The sequence below is a fragment of the Pseudomonas sp. S2_C11 genome (genome assembly GCF_054668395.1).
The window spans coordinates 4,914,013-4,932,967 of the sequence record NZ_CP162765.1; the positions used below are offsets into that span (position 1 = coordinate 4,914,013).

Below are 18,955 nucleotides of genomic sequence, written 5' to 3' on the forward strand. Positions count from 1 at the left end.
GCTCGTACCTCAACCCCGTCAATTGACGGGGCTTTTTTTTGCCTGAAATAAACCGGATCGCGCCTCTTTCCTACAACCTGCGCTGACATCGGCCACAGGTCTGGTCCACTTAACGCCAATATTTTCCGCCGCTGGCCAACTAACCTCTGCTCAGGAAAGTTGCTTCAACACGCTCCGCTTATTTAATTCTTGTTTATTAAAATCTCGAACGGAATCGATCATGTTCAAACCGACTATCGGCCCCATCGTGGGCCACACCACAACTAACCAAGTGCGCATTTTCATGCGCGGCGAACAACAGGACAAAAAACGTGTATTTGCCGGAGTTCGCGCTCGCAAGGCCGGCACGGAAAAATGGTCGAACAGCGTATTTGCACTTTTGAACCCGGCCAATGACATGTCGGGTGTACTGGTATTGCAGGATCTCGAAGCTGATTGTGAATACGAATATCAAGCCGGCTGGTTAAGCCCGATGAATCCGGTGCATACCATCGACACGGTCATTGAGTTTCCATTGCAATGGCCGCGACAGCTCTACCGCTTTCGCACCCGCACCGCGAAAGCCAGCCAGCCTCGGGGGTTTGTCGTCGGTTCGTGCCGTTATCTGCGGATTACCGCTGGCGTCGCTTCCTTGCCGCAACTGGGCGACCGCATCTTTGGCTCGATCAATCGACTGGTCGAGAACAGTCATCTACCCGTCAGCGCGGTGATCATGACCGGAGATCAAGTGTATGTAGATGATTTGAATGTCATTGCTCCGGATCGCGAAGCCAAAGACATCCTGAAGAAATATCGAACGGCATTTTCGCAACCGAATATTCAGCGACTGATGTCCAATACATCGACTTACATGATGCTCGACGATCATGAAATAGAAGATAACTGGCCTGCCAATGCCTCCGCAGCGGACGAGGACTTATATCGCAACGCCATGGCCGCTTATGAACTTTATCAAGCCAGCCACAGCCCGGTTTATGCATGTAATGAGAAGGGTCAGATAGACCGGGATACGTTGAAGCATTACTGGTATCAGTTTGGCGACAGCGATATCGCCTGGTTCGTCACCGACAGCCGCACCCGACGCAACTTGTCGAAGGATGACCGGCGCATTCTCGACATCGAGCAAGAACAGGCCCTGCTGCGATGGCTGATCCATAGCCCGGCGCGAGTGAAGTTCGTGATGACCAGCGTGATGTTCTATCCCGATCGCAAGTTCAACGGTGACGATGCCTGGAAAGCATTTCCCGAACAGCGTCTGCGCCTGCTGGAAACCATCCGCACTCACCGGATCAAGAACGTGGTGTTCGTCTCCGGCGACGTTCATGGCTCTCTGACAAGTCGCCTGTCTCACAGCGAGGACGCCGATTTCGAAGTGCACACCATCGTGTCCTCGCCGCTGCACAACAGCAAATTGCTGCCGTATGCCAAGGCCTCGACGTTTATCCTCGATCAACCGCTGGTGCGCACGGCGGCAGGGGATTATCGGCACGAGCTGACCAGTGCAGTGGTGAGCCAAGACAATTTTGCGCATGTGGTCGTTGAGGCTGATCAGATATTGGTCAATTACCATGACCGCGATGGCAAGAAGTTGCAGTCGATCAGTATGAAATTGTGTTGAAACACCCAAAGATCGCAGCCTTCGGCAGCTTCTACACAAGGCGCATTACCCTGTTGGGGCTGCGTGAAGCTGCGATCTTGTGCTCATTTCAGTTGTGCACTGGAGAAATGTTCACTGCAGCCGACATATTCTTATAGCACTTGGCCTTCATCTCTCTTGTCAGTCGGTGCCGCAATGATGCAACCTTGCCGCAGCCAACAGACAAGAGGGCGAGAGCCCGGCGCATTCAGCATATTTCCAAGCGAGTTTCCTTCATGAAGAGCCAGCCCGATGCCGCCAGCCGTATGGCGGCCGAGGTAGTGACGCAGTTGCCTGTGCCCTCGCGGCTCGGCATGCTGCGTTTCGAGCGCTTGAATGAAGCGAGTTGGGCAATGCTGTTCCTCGATCCCAACTGCGAACGCCAGTTTGGCCAGCCGGCCGTCGAGCTCTGCGCACTGGTCGGCTCGCCTTACGCCAGCCTGATGGAGCCCGAGGCGCGCTATCAACTGCACGATGCGATCCAGCAGCAACTGAGCAAAAGCGCACATTACGTCGTGCGCTACACCCTGCACACCGCCGCCGGCGCGTTGAACATCCTCGAGCTGGGTGAAGCCTACAAACAGCACAACCGGCATTTGCTGCGTGGCTACCTGCTGGCGGTCGACGAGGTGTTCGACGAAACCCAGGCGCTGCCTTCGGTGGATCTGGAAACCCAGAACTCGCGCCTGCAAATCGCCCTTGAGCTGAACCAGCGTGCCCAGCAGGAACAACTGCAGCATCTGGAGCGCGTGCGTGCCCAGCAGGATCTGATTCTGCTGCTCGCACGCCAGCGCTACAGCACGCACAACTCGCTGCAGGAAGCCGCTGAACTGATCACCCGCTGCGCCTGCGATATCTACGAGATCGACTGCGCCAGCCTGTGGAACCTCGAAGGCCAGCGCTTGCTGCCGATCTCCGCTTACCATCGCGCGACCCAGGAATACATCCTGCCGGAGCCGATCGATATCAGCGGCTTCCCCGACTACATGGAAGCCCTGCACAGCAGCCGCGCCATCGATGCCCATAACGCCATGCACGACCCGCGTACCCGCGAGATGGCCGAGGCGATGCGTCCGCGTGACGTCAACGCCATGCTCGATGCCAGCATACGCGTCGACGGCCAGGTAGTCGGCGTGTTGTGCCTGGAACAGACCGGCGTCACCCGCGCCTGGCAGTCCGACGAAATCGCCTTTGCCGGCGAACTGGCCGACCAGTTCGCACAAGTGATCAACAACCACAACCGCCGCACTGCCACCAGCGCCCTGCACCTGTTTCAGCGCGCGGTCGAGCAAAGCGCCAACGCCTTCTTGCTGGTCAACTGCGACGGCGTGGTCGAGTACGTCAACCCGAGCTTCACCGCGATCACCCAGTACACCACCGAGGAAGTCCACGGCCAGCGCCTGTCGGAATTGCCCGCCCTGGAAAATCTTAGCGAGCTGCTGTTCGATGCGCCCTCGGCGCTGGCCCAGAGCAACAGCTGGCAGGGCGAATTCAAGAGCCGACGCAAGAACCTCGAACCGTACTGGGGCCAGCTGTCGATCTCCAAGGTCTATGGCGATAACCGTGAGCTGACGCATTACATCGGCATCTACGAAGACATCACCCAGACCAAACTCGCGCAGCAACGTATCGAGCGCCTGGCCTATACCGACAACCTGACCAACCTCGGCAACCGTCCGGCATTCATCCGCAATCTCGATGAGCGCTTCGCCCGCGACAGCGATACGCCGATCAGCCTGTTGCTGGTGGACATCGACAATTTCAAGCGGATCAACGACAGCCTCGGCCACCAGACCGGCGACAAACTGTTGATCAGCCTCGCCCGGCGCTTGCGCAACAGCCTCAGCCCGAGTGGCAGCCTGGCGCGTTTTGCCAGTAACGAGTTCGCCGTGTTGCTCGACGACACCGATCTTGAAGCCGGGCAGCAGATCGCCAGTCAATTGCTGATGACCCTCGACAAGCCGATGTTCGTCGACAATCAGTTGATCAGCGTCACCGGCTCCGTGGGCCTGGCCTGCGCGCCACTGCACGGGCGCGATCCGCAAACCCTGATGCGCAACGCCGGTCTGGCACTGCACAAGGCCAAGGCCAACGGCAAACACCAGTTGCAGGTCTTCACTGAAGCGCTGAACGCCGAGGCCAGTTACAAACTGTTCGTCGAGAACAACCTGCGCCGCGCCCTCACGCAGAACGAGCTGGACGTGTTCTACCAGCCGAAACTGTGCCTGCGCAGCGGTCGTCTGCTGGGGATGGAAGCGCTGTTGCGCTGGAACCACCCGGAGCGCGGCATGATTCGCCCGGATCAGTTCATCAGCGTCGCCGAGGAAACCGGCCTGATCATTCCGATCGGCAAGTGGATCGCGCGTCAGGCGTGCCGCATGAGCAAATCCTTGACCGCTGCCGGCCTGGGCAACCTGCAAGTGGCAATCAATCTGTCACCGAAACAGTTCTCCGATCCGGATCTGGTCGCCTCGATCGCCAACATCCTCAGGGAAGAAGCGCTGCCGGCCAATCTGCTCGAACTCGAGCTGACCGAAGGCCTGCTGCTGGAAGCTACCGAAGACACGCATTTGCAGCTCGACCAGCTCAAGCGCCTGGGCCTGACCCTGGCCATGGATGACTTCGGCACCGGGTACTCGTCGCTCAGCTATCTGAAGAAATTTCCGATCGACATCATCAAGATCGATCGCAGCTTCATCCACGAAATCCCCGACAACCAGGACGACATGGAAATCACCTCGGCGGTGATCGCCATGGCTCACAACCTGAAACTCAAGGTTGTGGCTGAAGGCATCGAAACTGCCGAGCAACTGGCCTTCCTGCGCCGGCATCGTTGCGACGTCGGCCAGGGTTATCTGTTCGACCGACCGATTCCAGGCGGCGAGCTGATCCAGGCTCTCAAGCGCTATCCGCGCGGCCCGCTCTGTCTCTAACCCCGCTACCCCATTCTCGCCATAACATGCCGCCCCCTGTAGGAGCTGCCGAAGGCTGCGATCTTTTGATCTGGTTTTTAAAAAGCAAAATCAAAAGATCGCAGCCTTCGGCAGCTCCTACATTGGGTAGTGATTAACTCGGCATCATTCGGCACACTGGCGGTCTGACTTTTTACCTCCAACCTGACTGAGAGGAACGCTCATGGTTCTGCGCTCGGAAATCCTGGTGAACAAAAACGTGCTTCCAACCAAAGAACAAGCCCTGCCCGGCCGCGAAACCGCGATGACCCTGCCGGAAAAACACTTTGTCTTCGAAGACACCCCGCTGCTCGGTCCATTCTTTCAGGACGTCGACTTTGCGATTTTCGGTCTGGGCTGTTTCTGGGGCGCGGAACGACGTTTCTGGCAGCGCGAAGGTGTGGTCAGCACCGTGGTCGGTTACGCCGGCGGTTTCACGCCAAATCCGACTTATGAAGAAGTCTGCTCGGGCCTGACCGGCCACGCCGAAGTGGTCTTGGTGGTGTATGACAAGGCCCGAGTCAGTTACGAAGAACTGCTGGCGATGTTCTGGGAACTGCACAACCCGACTCAGGGCATGCGTCAGGGCAACGACATCGGCACCCAGTACCGCTCGGTGATCTACGCGACCTCGCCTGAGCATCTGGACGCGGCGCTGAAGAGCAAAGACGTGTATCAGGCGGAACTGGCCAAGGCCGGTCTGGGTGAAATCAGCACCGAGATCGACCAGGCCCCGACCGTGTACTTTGCCGAGGCGTATCACCAGCAGTATCTGGCGAAGAACCCTGAGGGTTATTGCGGGATTGGCGGCACCGGCGTTTGCATGCCTGCGAGCCTGGCGGGCGACTAACCCCGCCTGATCGTTCCCACGCTCTGCGTGGGAATGCAGCCCGGGACGCTCCGCGTCCTGACAGCGGACGCAGAGCGTCCATTGAGGCATTCCCACGCGGAGCGTGGGAACGATCGCTCGGCGATCAGCTCTCGGCAATCAACCAATCCATCTGCCAGCCACCCTGAGTCTGCCCAAGCTTCTTCGACAACCACGGCAGCAACTCACGCAATTCTTCTTCCAGCCCCCACGGCGGATTGGCGATCGCCAGCCCGGAACCGTTCAGGCTGTTCGGCGTATCCAGCGGATGCACCAGCAGCTCCACACGCAGCAACTTCGGTGCACCCGTGCCTGCCAGGTCCTGATAGAAACGCCGCAGTGCACGCTGATCCTTCACCGGATACCAGATCGCTGCCACGGTCTGGCGCATGCGGCCGATGGCTTCTTTCATCGACGCCGCGCAGCGCTGCATCTCGTCCAGTTGCTCAAACGGCGGATCGATCAGCATCACCGCGCGCTTCTCCTGCACCGGCAACATCGCCCGCGCCACGTGCCAGCCCTCGCCCAAATGGACCTTCACCCGACGATCGCCAGCCATATTGTCCTTGAGCAACACGCCATCTTCGGGATGCTTCTCGTTGAGCATCACCCGATCCTGCGGCCGCGTCAGGCGCCGCGCCAGCTCGGGCGAACCCGGGTAATAGCGCAACTGGCCATCCGGGTTCATCTCGTGCAGCACCTTCATGTAATCAGCGGTCAGCGCCGGCAGGTCCGGCTGATCCCACAAGCGCGCAATGCCTTCCAGGTACTCGCCGGTGCGATTGGCCTGATCGCCCTGCAAGTCATACAGACCGATGCCGGCGTGCGTGTCGAGATAGGAAAACGGCTGCTCCTTGCGCGACATCAGAGCGATGAGGCGGGTCAAGGTCAGGTGTTTGAACACATCGGCGTGATTGCCGGCATGGAAGGCGTGACGATAATTCATGGCTGCTCCTGCGAGGGCCGCAAAGTTTACCTTTTACCGGTCGGCAAGTCAGGGGTTCGCAGCCGAGTGGACAAACGCCTTTCCCTCACCCTAACCCTCTCCCGAAGGGAGAGGGGACTTACGGTGGCGATCTTGCGAGTTACATCGACCTGAATGATCGACGTGATCTCAGGCTTGGCCAAACGAAGTTCACCGCTGAAGTCGCAGGTCGGCGTACAACACCAAGACAACTCGGTCAGTCCCCTCTCCCTCTGGGAGAGGGCTAGGGTGAGGGGCTTTGCTTTTATGGCGTTAAACTGGCTAACCATCAACGACAGGAAGTCAAAAATTCATGCGATATCTGATCATCTGTTTACTCGGCCTTCTTAGTCCATACCTCGCCCTTGCCGACGAAACCCACATTGAACAGGCACGCCAGACACTAAAGAACTACGGGCTGAGCCACTGCATCCTGAAGCCATTCAACGAACGCTCAGCGCTGGAAAAAGACATTGCACTGTCCGCCAATGCCTATTCGTTCATGGGCAAAGGCATGCATACCATCCTGCAAAATGAAGACACGCTGCAGGTGCTGCACGATCCCTATAAAGAAACCCGAAACTACGTGTTGGCGGCTTACGAGCAGACACCTTCAAACAGCAAATACTCGAATGAAAAAGTAGTGTTTCTTGGGTGCCTGCATGTCTACAACTCCGAGGCGTTCAACATTTTTATCAAAACTCAGGATGCGTACATTTCCGACCGACGCGTTGATATCTATTAACGATCTTTTGATCTTTTTCAGGCGGGCATGCTGCGCAAGCGTCTGCCGATGACGTCCAGCACATCACAGCCATCGCGCAATGGGATGGCGCACAGCAGGGCGAAGTCGCTGAGGATCACGGAGTCGCATTCGATCGAGCCGCGCATGCACATGTTTTCCAGGACCTGGACCACGGCGCGGATGCGGTGGTTGGCAGCGTCCATGAGGATATCGAGAGGCACATGGGTGTCGACGAACAGGCTGGGCATGTCGCTGCAATTGCCGGTGAGGGCCATGAAGCGGTTGTCGGGGTGAGGAGTGATTTTTTCGTAGGGTGAATCAGTATGCATATTGGTCATTTTCCGGGTCCCATGATTGATAAACGTGAGCCGCCATCACACCTTCCTACGGGTTAGGGTGGCAGCTGTGCGCGGGAGTAGGAACCGAGCAATCATGGACCTCGGCCACGCCGAAGCGTGCCCCACGCACAGCCGCCGCGAACGATCTTACGGACTTGAACCAAGTGCCGCAAAAAGCCAACGAACTGTAACGTCATGAATGCGGGAATCCTTCACCCTGCCACCACTCTCGCGGTGACAACGAAAAGACTATCTCTGCAACCCACCACGCACCAGTTCATGAAAACCGCCGCGATTCGAAGGAAACGTCCGAAGCGTTTGCCCCGAAATTTCACTCTGCCTCTGCCAGCAAAAACTCCAGAAGGGACGATCGTGACGAATCTTCCGACATCGATAATTTGAAAAACTGCCCGACCTTGCAGCGCAAAACAGCCTCGGGAAACGCCTCGAACACGGCCGGTTGCTCCTCGCTCAGCCATTGCAAAGCATTGGCGATGCGTACGCTTGCATCTGTCTGCGCCAACAGCGATTGCGGCACGCTCCACCACGGAAAGACCCGCCCCGAAACCAGCGCACGGCCCCCGATTTCAATGGCTTGGCCATTGATCAAGGCTCGTGAAACGACTGGCAGCCATTGCGCGGGAATGACCTCGTCAGAGTGCAAAAGAGGCAGTAAAAAACGACCATCCCAAAAGCGGAAAAACACGGCTTTACCGTCCGGCATCAGCACCTGAGTGAGGCTGCGGAAATGTTCGACCAGCACGTCAAGATCCGCCGAAGACACCGCCAACCATCCCCAATCCCGGGATTCTGTTTCCGCCACCCAACGTAAAAACTCACTGTCTGCAGCGACAATTCCCACGTAGGGCATCACCGCGTCCCACTCGGCATAAATGGTCTCGGCCCAGACCGGATTCGCCGTGCCCTGCCAGGCTTTGAAGGCATCGGCGTCGCTGGCGCGGCTGAAAATGGCGAACAGTTGTTCCGACGCATGCAGCGGCTGCCGCGCCAGCCATTGTTCGGGCGTCAATTCCTCACGCTGCACAAACACCATCCTTACAACGCTCACACTCCTCGCAGAATGGCGCATCACCTTTGAGACTCATGATCTGTGCGGCGGTGAGAATCGCCGCCGGCGCAGCGGCCAGTTTCTCCGGCAATCCCGGCACCACCGGCGCAGCGCTGGTCGCCGCCATCGGCGCGCCGCCCACAACAATTGGCACGCTGCTGAAAATTCCGCCGGGACCAATGTTGATCCACTGTCCCCCGGCCTGAATCGTCGCGCTCGCGCCGCCATCAATGACCACTTGCTGGCCTGCGCTGATATGGATCTGCGCCGAGGCGCTGGTGGCCTGGCTGTTCACCCGCACCTGCCGGTCGCCGAGCACGGACAAATGATCATCCTGCCTGACTTCGGTCTGGCGCTGGCCGTGGGTGATGCGTTGCTCGTCGGCCTTGAGTTCATGGCGGGCGGTGCCGGTGACCACCACACTGCGCTGATTATCGACCTGCAGCTGCTGGTCGTTGAGCACATGCTGGGTCCAGTTGCGCTGGGCACGCAGGTAGATTTCCTCGGCGCCTTTTTTGTCTTCGATGCGCAGTTCGTTATAACCGCCACCGCCAGGGCTGCTCTGGCTGCGGAAGATACTGCGGGTCTTGTCTGCCGGCAGATCCAGCGGCACCGGGGTCGCCGCATTCGGCAGGCAACCCATGACCAGCGGCTTGTCGGCATCGCCATCAATGAAGCCGACCAAAACTTCCATGCCGACGCGCGGAATCAACACGCTGCCGTAGTGATCGTGAGCCCAACCGGTCGCAACGCGCAGCCAGCAACTGGAGTGCTCATTGAGTTCGCCATCGCGGTCCCAGGCCAGTTGCACTTTGACCCGGCCGTATTCATCGCAATGGATCTCAAGGTCTTTCGGGCCGGTGACCACGGCAGGTTGGTAGCCCGACATGCGCGGTTTTTCCGGGCACAGCGCCGGACGAAAGACCACGTCCCACGGCGTGGCGACGAAAGTATTGCGGTAGCCCTGGAAGGATTCGCCATCGCTGGTCACCGATTCCTCAAGCACCTGCGGCTGACGGCCGCGATGCTCGACACAGGTGAGCAACCACAGATCATTCCAGTCGCTGCGCGGATGCCCGGTGAGTTGCAGGAAATGGCCGCAGACCAGCGAGGATTCGTCGCTGGTGCCTTCGGCTTGACGGTAATCGGCGACATGACGTTCAAGCGCGCGGCGCGTCAGGCCTTTGCCGGTTTCGCGATCATTGAATTGACCGGGAAAGTGATAGTCCTCCAGCACTGGACGCTGCTCGCCGTCACTGCGACTTTCCAGCGACAGGCGTGGTTTTTCGAAGTTGTAGTCGCGCCGGGTGACGACGCTGGTGCGGGTTTCCACGCGCACATTGAAACGCTGAATCGCCGGCGCGCCCGCCGACATGCCGCTGCCCGGCAGATACAGCGTCGGCTCGGGCAGCTTGGGGAACACGGTCTGGTCGTCGCCGAATACCAGCAAATGGCCTTCGGGGCTGTGTTGAAAGTGGTAATGAATGCCGACTTCGGCACACAGACGCTGGATGAAGGCCAGATCGCTTTCGGCGTATTGCACGCAGTATTCGCGCTCCGGGTATTCGCTGCCCAGGCGAAATTCAAAGGCATCGCGCAGGATCGAATGGTCCTTGAGGATCTGCGTGACAATTTGCGGCACGTTCTGATGCTGAAAAATCCGCTGGTTGATGCGATGCCCCAGATACGTCAGACGCGGGACAAGGCTGAGGTGATAGCGTGTCAGACGTTTCCCGGAATCGCCCTGCCCGACCTGATAAATCTGACCATGAATACCGCAACCCTGAGCATCGAAACTCAGAAACGCCTGACCATGCAGCAGGCTTTCCAGATCCAGGTCCGGCCGCTCGCTGACCAGTTCCAGCTCGAAGCGAAAGGGTTGGCTGATGGCTTCCCTGCCCGTGAACTCAAGGACCTTGAGGTCATGCTGGGCGCCTTCGAGGGTCAACGTGAAACGCGGTTGATTGGCAGGCGCGAACATCCGATGTCTCTCTGCAGTGTGAGGGCGGGCGATTCTGCATGAGGGGCAAGGGGTGATGAGCAGGTGACGGGAAATTCAGATTTGCCCTACGTGGTTTGCTGAAAGGACCTTGTTAATTCGGCCGTTCGACTACAGACAATTCAATCAAACCTGCCACCCACCCTGTGGGAGCGAGCCTGCTCGCGAAAGCGGCATGTCAGTCGATACATTCATTGAATGATCAATCGCATTCGCGAGCAGGCTCGCTCCCACAATGGATTTCCACAGGATTCGAGAAATCACAGGCCATAAAAAACGGCCCGCCTCCGGTAGGAAGCGGGCCGTTTTCATGTGAGCCGAAGCTCAGTCCATCACTTGTTCAGATGGAAGTCTTTTTCCGCTGCCTCGAAACGCTCAACCATGCCGCGAGTCGGTTCACCCGCCTTGCTGACAAAGTAGATGGCCAGGCTGGCGAAGATGAAGCCAGGAATGATTTCGTACAGACCCAGCAGTTCGAAATGCTTCCAGACCACCACGGTGATCGCGCCGACCAGAATGCCGGCCAGGGCGCCGTTGCGGGTCATGTCTTTCCAGACGACCGAGATCAGCACCACCGGACCGAACGCAGCACCGAAACCGGCCCAGGCGTAGGACACCAGACCCAGTACGCGGTTTTCCGGGTTGGCAGCCATCGCGATGGCAATCAAGGCTACCAGCAGCACCATGGCACGACCGACCCAGACCAGCTCAAGCTGGGAGGCGGACTTGCGCAGAAAGGTCTTGTAGAAGTCTTCGGTCAGGGCGCTTGAGCACACCAGCAACTGGCAGCTCAGGGTGCTCATTACCGCAGCCAGAATGGCCGACAGCAGCACACCGGCAACCCATGGGTTGAAGAGGATTTTCGCCAGTTCGATGAACACGCGCTCCGGGTTCTCGGTGACCGGACCGGCCACTTCCGGGTGCGCCGAGAAGTAAGCGATACCGAAGAAGCCCACCGCCACGGTGCCGCCCAGGCAGAGGATCATCCAGGCCATGGAAATGCGACGCGCCTTGGCGATCGACTTCACCGAATCCGCCGCCATGAAACGCGCGAGGATGTGCGGCTGGCCGAAGTAGCCCAGACCCCAACCCATCAGCGAGATGATGCCGATGAAGGTGGTGCCTTTGAGCATGTCGAAGTTGCTCGGATCCTGCGCTTCGATGGCCAGGAACGTGGTATCGACGCCGCCGGTGGCCAGCAGGACGATGATCGGCGTAAGGATCAGCGCGAAGATCATCAGGGTCGCTTGTACGGTGTCGGTCCAGCTCACCGCGAGAAAACCGCCGACGAAGGTGTAAGCAATGGTCGCCGCAGCACCGGCCCACAGCGCCGTCTCGTAGGACATGCCAAAGGTGCTTTCGAACAGACGCGCACCGGCGACGATGCCGGAGGCGCAGTAGATGGTGAAGAACACCAGAATCACCACCGCCGAGATAATCCGCAGCAAGCCGCTTTTATCTTCGAAACGGCTGGAGAAGTAGTCCGGCAGAGTCAGTGCATCGCCGTTGTGCTCGGTCTGCACCCGCAGACGGCCGGCGACGAACAGCCAGTTCAGGTAGGCACCGACGATCAGGCCGATGGCGATCCAGCTTTCGGACAGACCGGACATGTAGATGGCGCCCGGCAGGCCCATCAGCAACCAGCCGCTCATGTCGGAGGCACCGGCAGACAGCGCGGTGACGACGCTGCCGAGGCTGCGACCGCCGAGAATATAGTCGGAAAGGTTATTCGTGGAGCGATAGGCCATGAAGCCGATCAGCACCATTGCTGCGATGTAGATCACGAACGTGATCAGGGTTGGATTGCTTACGCTCATTGAGTTACGCCCTGGCTTTGTTTTTATGTAGCGGCGGTAGTGAACCGCTCGCAAACGACGACGTTTGGCAGACGATCCGGGATCCCGCGCATTTAAGACTGATGTTTCCCCAGGAAAGCCATCAGCCGGTACACCGGGTTATTCCCGGTTGCACCTTGGCGGCGAATGCTATGCAACAAAGCAAATAAGGTGCAACCAGTTTCGCGAGAATTAGTTGCACCCAGTCGGATTAATCGACGATCACCCCGTTTTTGCTCCCTTTTGTGGCAGTCACGCCTCTTTGCTAGAAGTAAAAGCACCAAGCAGGAGCAGCACTTTCGTACCAGAAATTATTTCCTGACGAGCTGCGTATTATTCCGGCAAAAAAAGGGTTGCACCCGGTTGCACCTCATTCAGCGCACGGCTAATCTTGCGGCCAGCTGATGCCACGCAACTGTGGCAACCATGAGGATAAAAATATGGCTACCACCACCCTTGGGGTCAAACTCGATGACCCGACCCGCGAGCGCCTGAAGGCTGCCGCAACCTCGATTGATCGCACGCCGCACTGGCTGATCAAGCAGGCAATTTTCAATTACCTGGAAAAACTCGAGGGTGGTGCAACCCTGACCGAGTTGAACGGTTTGACCGCCAAAGACGCCGATGACGCGGGCGAAGTGCAGACCGATCACGCTCACCAATGCTTCCTCGAATTCGCTGAAAGCATCCTGCCGCAATCGGTGCTGCGCGCTTCCATCACCGCTGCTTACCGCCGTCCTGAGCCGGAAGTGGTGCCAATGCTGATCGAGCAGGCACGCCTGCCGGCACCTATGGCCGAAGCCACCAACAAGCTCGCGGCGACCATCGCGGAAAAACTGCGTAACCAGAAAAGTGCCGGCGGTCGCGCGGGCATTGTTCAGGGTCTGTTGCAGGAATTCTCCCTGTCGTCCCAGGAAGGCGTGGCGCTGATGTGCCTGGCCGAAGCGCTGCTGCGCATCCCGGACAAAGGCACCCGCGATGCGCTGATCCGCGACAAGATCAGCACCGGCAACTGGCATCCGCACCTGGGCAACAGCCCTTCGCTGTTCGTCAACGCTGCGACCTGGGGCCTGCTGCTGACTGGCAAACTGGTTTCCACTCACAACGAAGCCGGCCTGACCTCGTCGCTGAGCCGCATCATCGGCAAGAGCGGCGAGCCGATGATCCGCAAGGGCGTCGACATGGCCATGCGCCTGATGGGCGAGCAGTTCGTTACCGGCGAAACCATCGCCGAAGCACTGGCCAATGCGAGCAAGTTCGAAGCCAAAGGCTTCCGCTATTCCTACGACATGCTCGGTGAAGCGGCACTCACCGAAGTCGACGCACAGAAATACCTGGCCTCGTACGAACAGGCGATCCACTCGATCGGCAAAGCGTCCCACGGCCGTGGGATTTATGAAGGCCCGGGCATCTCCATCAAGCTCTCGGCGCTGCACCCGCGCTACAGCCGTGCGCAGTACGAGCGCGTGATGGACGAGCTGTATCCGCGCCTGCTGTCGCTGACCCTGCTGGCCAAGCAATACGACATCGGCCTGAACATCGACGCCGAAGAAGCCGACCGCCTCGAGCTGTCGTTGGATCTGCTTGAGCGCCTGTGCTTCGAGCCGCAGCTGACTGGCTGGAACGGCATCGGTTTCGTCATCCAGGCTTACCAGAAGCGTTGCCCGTACGTGATCGACTACGTGATCGATCTGGCCCGCCGCAGCCGCCATCGCCTGATGATCCGCCTGGTAAAAGGCGCGTACTGGGACAGCGAAATCAAGCGCGCCCAGGTTGAAGGCCTGGAAGGCTATCCGGTCTACACCCGCAAGGTGTACACCGACGTTTCCTACATTGCTTGCGCACGCAAACTGCTGTCGGTGCCGGAAGTCATCTACCCGCAATTCGCCACCCACAACGCCCACACCCTGTCGGCGATCTACCACATCGCCGGTCAGAACTATTACCCGGGCCAGTACGAGTTCCAGTGCCTGCACGGCATGGGCGAACCGCTCTACGAACAGGTTGTAGGCAAGGTTTCCGAGGGCAAGCTGAACCGTCCGTGCCGCGTGTACGCACCGGTCGGCACCCACGAAACCCTGCTGGCGTACCTGGTGCGTCGTCTGCTGGAAAACGGCGCCAACACTTCGTTCGTCAACCGTATCGCCGACCAGTCGATTTCGATTCAGGAACTGGTGGCCGATCCGGTGGCGCAGATCGAGCAGATGGCCACCGTGGAAGGTGGTTTCGGCCTGCCGCACCCGCGCATTCCGCTGCCGCGTGACCTGTACGGTGCCGAGCGCGCCAACTCGAGCGGCATCGACATGGCCAACGAACATCGTCTGGCCTCGCTGTCCTGCGCCCTGCTCGCCACCGCGCACAACGACTGGAAAGCCGCGCCGATGCTCGGTTGCGCGTCCAGCAACGAAACGCCGGTCGCCGTGCTGAACCCGTCCGATCACCGCGATGTGGTCGGTCATGTTCAAGAAGCTACCGTTGAAGATGTCGACAGCGCCATTCAATGCGCGCTGAACGCCGCGCCGATCTGGCAGGCCACCCCGCCGGCCGAACGTGCGGCGATCCTGGAACGTGCCGCTGACCTGATGGAAGGCGAGATCCAGCCGCTGATGGGCCTGCTGGCTCGCGAAGCCGGCAAGACCTACGCCAACGCCATCGCCGAAGTCCGCGAAGCCGTCGACTTCCTGCGTTATTACGCGGTGCAGGCGCGCAACGATTTCAGCAACGACGCCCACCGCCCACTGGGCCCGGTGGTGTGCATCAGCCCGTGGAACTTCCCGCTGGCAATCTTCAGCGGCCAGGTCGCTGCGGCATTGGCTGCCGGTAATCCGGTACTGGCCAAACCGGCCGAGCAGACTCCGCTGGTAGCGGCTCAGGCTGTGCGCCTGATGCTCGAAGCCGGCATCCCGGAAGGCGTGCTGCAACTGCTGCCGGGGCGCGGTGAAACCGTCGGCGCCGGTCTGGTCGGTGACGAGCGCGTCAAAGGCGTGATGTTCACCGGTTCCACCGAAGTCGCGCGCTTGCTGCAACGCAACATCGCTGGCCGTCTCGACAGCCAGGGCCGTCCGATTCCGCTGATCGCCGAAACCGGTGGCCAGAACGCGATGATCGTCGATTCCTCGGCTTTGACTGAACAAGTCGTGATCGACGTAGTGTCGTCGGCCTTCGACAGCGCCGGTCAGCGCTGCTCGGCGTTGCGCGTGCTGTGCCTGCAGGAAGATTCCGCCGATCGCGTCATCGAAATGCTCAAGGGTGCCATGGCCGAAAGCCGTCTCGGCAACCCCGAGCGTCTGTCCGTGGACATCGGTCCGGTGATCGACGCCGAAGCCAAGGCCGGCATCGACAAGCACATCCAGGGCATGCGCGACAAAGGTCGCAATGTTTACCAGGTTGCGATTGCCGACAGCGAAGAGATCAAGCGCGGCACCTTCGTCATGCCGACCCTGATCGAGCTGGAAAGCTTCGACGAACTGCAACGCGAGATCTTCGGCCCGGTACTGCACGTGGTGCGCTACAAGCGCAAAGAGCTGGATCAACTGATCGGTCAGATCAACGCCTCCGGTTACGGCCTGACGCTGGGCGTGCACACGCGCATCGACGAGACCATCGCCAAGGTGATCGACAACGTCAACGCCGGTAACGTCTACGTCAACCGCAACATCGTCGGTGCCGTGGTCGGCGTGCAGCCATTCGGCGGCGAAGGCTTGTCGGGTACTGGCCCGAAAGCCGGCGGCCCGCTGTATCTGTACCGTTTGCTGTCGACGCGTCCTAGCGACGCCATCGAGCAATCCTTCGCTCGCGGTGACGCCATCGTCGCCCCGGACGTGCGCTTGCGCGATGCCATGAGCCAATCGTTGAACGCTCTGAAAGCCTGGGCCGACAACAACAAGTTCGCCGATCTGAGCACCCTGTGCGTGCAATACGCAGCACAATCGCAGAGCGGCATCACCCGCGTGCTGGCTGGCCCGACCGGCGAGAAAAACAGCTACGCCATTCTGCCGCGCGAACACGTGCTGTGCCTGGCGGAAGTTGAAGGTGATCTGCTGACGCAACTGGCGGCGGTGCTGGCGGTTGGCGGTTCGGCGGTGTGGCCGGAAACCGAGCTGACCAAGGCGTTGCTCGCCCGTCTGCCGAAGGAAGTCCAGGCGCGGATCAAACGCGTTGCCGACTGGAACAAGGACGAAGTGGTGTTCGATGCCGTGCTGCATCACGGCCACTCCGACCAGTTGCGCGGCGTCTGCCAGCAGATCGCCCAGCGTGGCGGCGCGATCGTTGGCGTTCAAGGATTGTCCCAGGGCGAAACCAACATTGCCCTGGAGCGTCTGGTGATCGAACGGGCATTGAGCGTTAACACCGCTGCGGCGGGGGGTAATGCCAGCTTGATGACCATCGGTTAAACCGCTGTAAATCCAGGCGACCGCAATGGTCGCCTGGTACGCAATACTCTGTGGGAGCGAGCCTGCTCGCGAAGACAACGTTTCAGTCGACATCAATGTTGCCTGAACCACCGCTTTCGCGAGCAGGCTCGCTTCCACAGAAGATCAAAAGATCGCAGCCTTCGGCAGCTCCTACAGGGAAACGCATTCCAAATGTAGGAGCTGCCGAAGGCTGCGATCTTTTGCTTCTGCATCACTCTCATCAATCATCCTATCCAGCCTCTATTCCACCGACTTAGACTCGGCCCAACCCCAATTTCCAGGTAGGCCGCCATGTCCGAGACGCTGCTCAGTTCCCGCAATCTGGCTTTCGAGCTGTACGAAGTCCTCGATGCCGAGGGCCTGACCCGGCGCGAGCGCTTTGCCGAGCACAATCGCGAGACCTTCGACGCCGCCATCGGCACCGCGCGCAATATCGCCGAGAAGTATTTCGCCCCGCACAACCGCAAGGGCGACGAGAACGAGCCGCGCTACGAGGATGGTAAGGCGATCCTGATTCCTGAAGTGAAACCGGCGGTGGATGCCTTCCTTGAGGCCGGATTCCTTAACGCAGCGCGCAGTTTCGACGCCGGCGGTATGCAATTGCCGACCCTGCTGTCGCAAGCCTGCTTCGCGCACTTTCAGTCCGCCAACGCAGCGTCGACGTCGTACCCGTTCCTGACCATGGGCGCGGCCAATCTGATCGAGAGCTTTGGCAGCGAAGAGCAGAAACAGCGCTTCCTGCAACCGATGATCGACGGACGTTTCTTCGGCACCATGGCCCTGACCGAGCCCCATGCCGGTTCATCGCTGTCGGACATTCGTACCCGCGCCGAGCCTGCGTCCGACGGCACCTATCGCCTGAAGGGCAACAAGATCTTCATTTCCGGCGGCGATCATCCGCTGTCGGAAAACATCGTACACATGGTGCTCGCCAAACTGCCGGACGCACCGCCGGGGGTGAAAGGTATTTCGCTGTTTATCGTGCCGAAGTTTCTGGTCAACGACGACGGCAGCCTCGGCCAGCGCAACGACGTGCTGCTCGCCGGCTTGTTCCACAAGATGGGCTGGCGCGGCACCACATCGACGGCGCTGAACTTCGGCGATAACGGCGAGTGCGTCGGCTATCTGGTGGGCAAACCGCACCATGGTTTGAGCTACATGTTCCAGATGATGAACGAAGCGCGAATCGGCGTCGGCATGGGCGCGGTGATGCTCGGCTATGCCGGTTACCTGTATTCACTGGAATATGCGCGTGAGCGGCCGCAGGGCCGGGTGCCGGACAGCAAGGATCCGACCACTGCGCCGGTGGCGATCATTCAGCACGCGGACGTCAGACGCATGCTGCTGACGCAGAAATCCTACGTCGAAGGTGCGTTTGACCTCGGCCTGTATGCCGCGCGGTTGTTCGATGACACCACCACGCTGGAAACCGAAGCCGAACGCAAACAGGCTCATGAGCTGCTGGACTTGCTGACACCGATCGTCAAATCCTGGCCTTCGGAGTTTTGCCTGAAGGCCAACGAACTGGCGATCCAGATTCTTGGCGGCCACGGCTACACCCGTGAGTACCCGGTGGAGCAGTACTATCGCGACAACCGCTTGAATCCGATCCACGAAGGCACCCACGGCATCCAGTCGCTGGATCTGCTTGGGCGCAAACTGGCGCAGAACGGTGGGGCCGGTCTCAAGCAGTTGATTCGATTGATCGCCAACACGGCCGAACGTGCCACTGCATACGACTCGCTGAGCGCACTGCGCGAACCACTGGAAAAACTCGTGGCCCGCCTGCAAACCGTGACCATCGGCCTGCTCACCGATCTGGCCCAAGGCAAGGTCAACAGCAGCCTGGCGAACTCGGCGCTGTACCTGAAAGTGTTCGGTCACGCAGTGATCGGTTGGCGCTGGCTGGAGCAGGCGATTCGCGCCGAAGAAGGCCTGGCCAAAGGGAATGCGGCGGATGTCGACTTCTATAAGGGCAAGTTGCAGGCGGCGCGGTATTTCCTGACATGGGAAGTGCCGGGTTGCCAGCATGAGCTGGACTTGCTGGAGGCGCGGGATGATACGTGTCTGGGGATGCGGGATGCGTGGTTCTGAAACGCTACCCTCACCCCAGCCCTCTCCCGGAGGGAGAGGGG

11 protein-coding genes are annotated in these 18,955 nt (G+C 59.5%); 6 read left to right on the forward strand and 5 right to left on the reverse strand.

Translation table 11 applies throughout. The annotated features are described in order from the left end of the window. Nucleotides 1–220: 220 nt before the first annotated feature. The 3 genes from AB4N48_RS22130 (at nucleotide 221) to msrA (ending at nucleotide 5,437) form a co-directional block, all read left to right on the forward strand. Nucleotides 221–1,618: an alkaline phosphatase D family protein gene (locus AB4N48_RS22130; RefSeq protein WP_460094328.1), complete on the forward strand. Its 1,398-nt coding sequence runs from the start codon at nucleotides 221–223 to the stop codon at nucleotides 1,616–1,618. A gap of 254 nt (nucleotides 1,619–1,872) precedes the next feature. Beyond that, nucleotides 1,873–4,569, forward strand: a complete 2,697-nt coding sequence (locus AB4N48_RS22135; RefSeq protein WP_095180997.1) for a putative bifunctional diguanylate cyclase/phosphodiesterase — start codon at nucleotides 1,873–1,875, stop codon at nucleotides 4,567–4,569. Nucleotides 4,570–4,771: 202 nt separating this feature from the next. Then, a complete protein-coding gene (gene msrA / locus AB4N48_RS22140) occupies nucleotides 4,772–5,437 on the forward strand; it encodes a peptide-methionine (S)-S-oxide reductase MsrA (RefSeq protein ID WP_460094329.1) in 666 nt (221 codons plus the stop codon). A gap of 124 nt (nucleotides 5,438–5,561) precedes the next feature. Here msrA and AB4N48_RS22145 read toward each other — a convergent pair whose 3' ends face one another. Next, nucleotides 5,562–6,401 (reverse strand): 23S rRNA (adenine(2030)-N(6))-methyltransferase RlmJ, encoded by an 840-nt coding sequence (locus AB4N48_RS22145; RefSeq protein ID WP_460094330.1) that lies wholly within the window; start codon nucleotides 6,399–6,401, stop codon nucleotides 5,562–5,564. A gap of 331 nt (nucleotides 6,402–6,732) precedes the next feature. Between AB4N48_RS22145 and AB4N48_RS22150 the strand changes: the two genes are divergently transcribed. Continuing rightward, on the forward strand, nucleotides 6,733–7,164 hold the full coding sequence (locus AB4N48_RS22150; protein WP_071174180.1) for a hypothetical protein: 432 nt from the start codon (nucleotides 6,733–6,735) through the stop codon (nucleotides 7,162–7,164). Nucleotides 7,165–7,181: 17 nt separating this feature from the next. Here the strand turns inward: AB4N48_RS22150 and AB4N48_RS22155 are convergent, their stop codons facing one another. The 4 genes from AB4N48_RS22155 to putP all read right to left on the reverse strand — a co-directional run bounded on the left by AB4N48_RS22155 (nucleotide 7,182) and on the right by putP (nucleotide 12,387). Beyond that, nucleotides 7,182–7,502, reverse strand: coding sequence for a hypothetical protein (locus AB4N48_RS22155; RefSeq protein ID WP_056787448.1), 321 nt, complete (start codon nucleotides 7,500–7,502; stop codon nucleotides 7,182–7,184). A gap of 331 nt (nucleotides 7,503–7,833) precedes the next feature. Next, nucleotides 7,834–8,547 carry a DUF4123 domain-containing protein gene (locus AB4N48_RS22160; RefSeq protein ID WP_252868677.1) on the reverse strand — a complete coding sequence of 238 codons (714 nt, stop codon included), beginning with the start codon at nucleotides 8,545–8,547 and terminating at the stop codon, nucleotides 7,834–7,836. Continuing rightward, complete coding sequence (locus AB4N48_RS22165) at nucleotides 8,537–10,552, reverse strand: type VI secretion system Vgr family protein (RefSeq protein WP_305382058.1); 2,016 nt, start codon at nucleotides 10,550–10,552, stop codon at nucleotides 8,537–8,539. The genes AB4N48_RS22160 and AB4N48_RS22165 overlap by 11 nt, the downstream gene beginning before the upstream one ends. Before the next feature lie 350 nt (nucleotides 10,553–10,902). After that, the gene (putP, locus tag AB4N48_RS22170) at nucleotides 10,903–12,387 is read right to left on the reverse strand and encodes a sodium/proline symporter PutP (RefSeq protein ID WP_150638076.1); all 1,485 of its coding nucleotides are present in this window, start codon (nucleotides 12,385–12,387) and stop codon (nucleotides 10,903–10,905) included. Nucleotides 12,388–12,845: 458 nt separating this feature from the next. Between putP and putA the strand changes: the two genes are divergently transcribed. Both putA and AB4N48_RS22180 read left to right on the forward strand, forming a co-directional pair. Next, complete coding sequence (gene putA, locus AB4N48_RS22175) at nucleotides 12,846–16,799, forward strand: trifunctional transcriptional regulator/proline dehydrogenase/L-glutamate gamma-semialdehyde dehydrogenase (protein ID WP_217851110.1); 3,954 nt, start codon at nucleotides 12,846–12,848, stop codon at nucleotides 16,797–16,799. A gap of 312 nt (nucleotides 16,800–17,111) precedes the next feature. Then, the gene (locus AB4N48_RS22180) at nucleotides 17,112–18,914 is read left to right on the forward strand and encodes an acyl-CoA dehydrogenase (RefSeq protein WP_460094331.1); all 1,803 of its coding nucleotides are present in this window, start codon (nucleotides 17,112–17,114) and stop codon (nucleotides 18,912–18,914) included. Nucleotides 18,915–18,955: the final 41 nt, after the last annotated feature.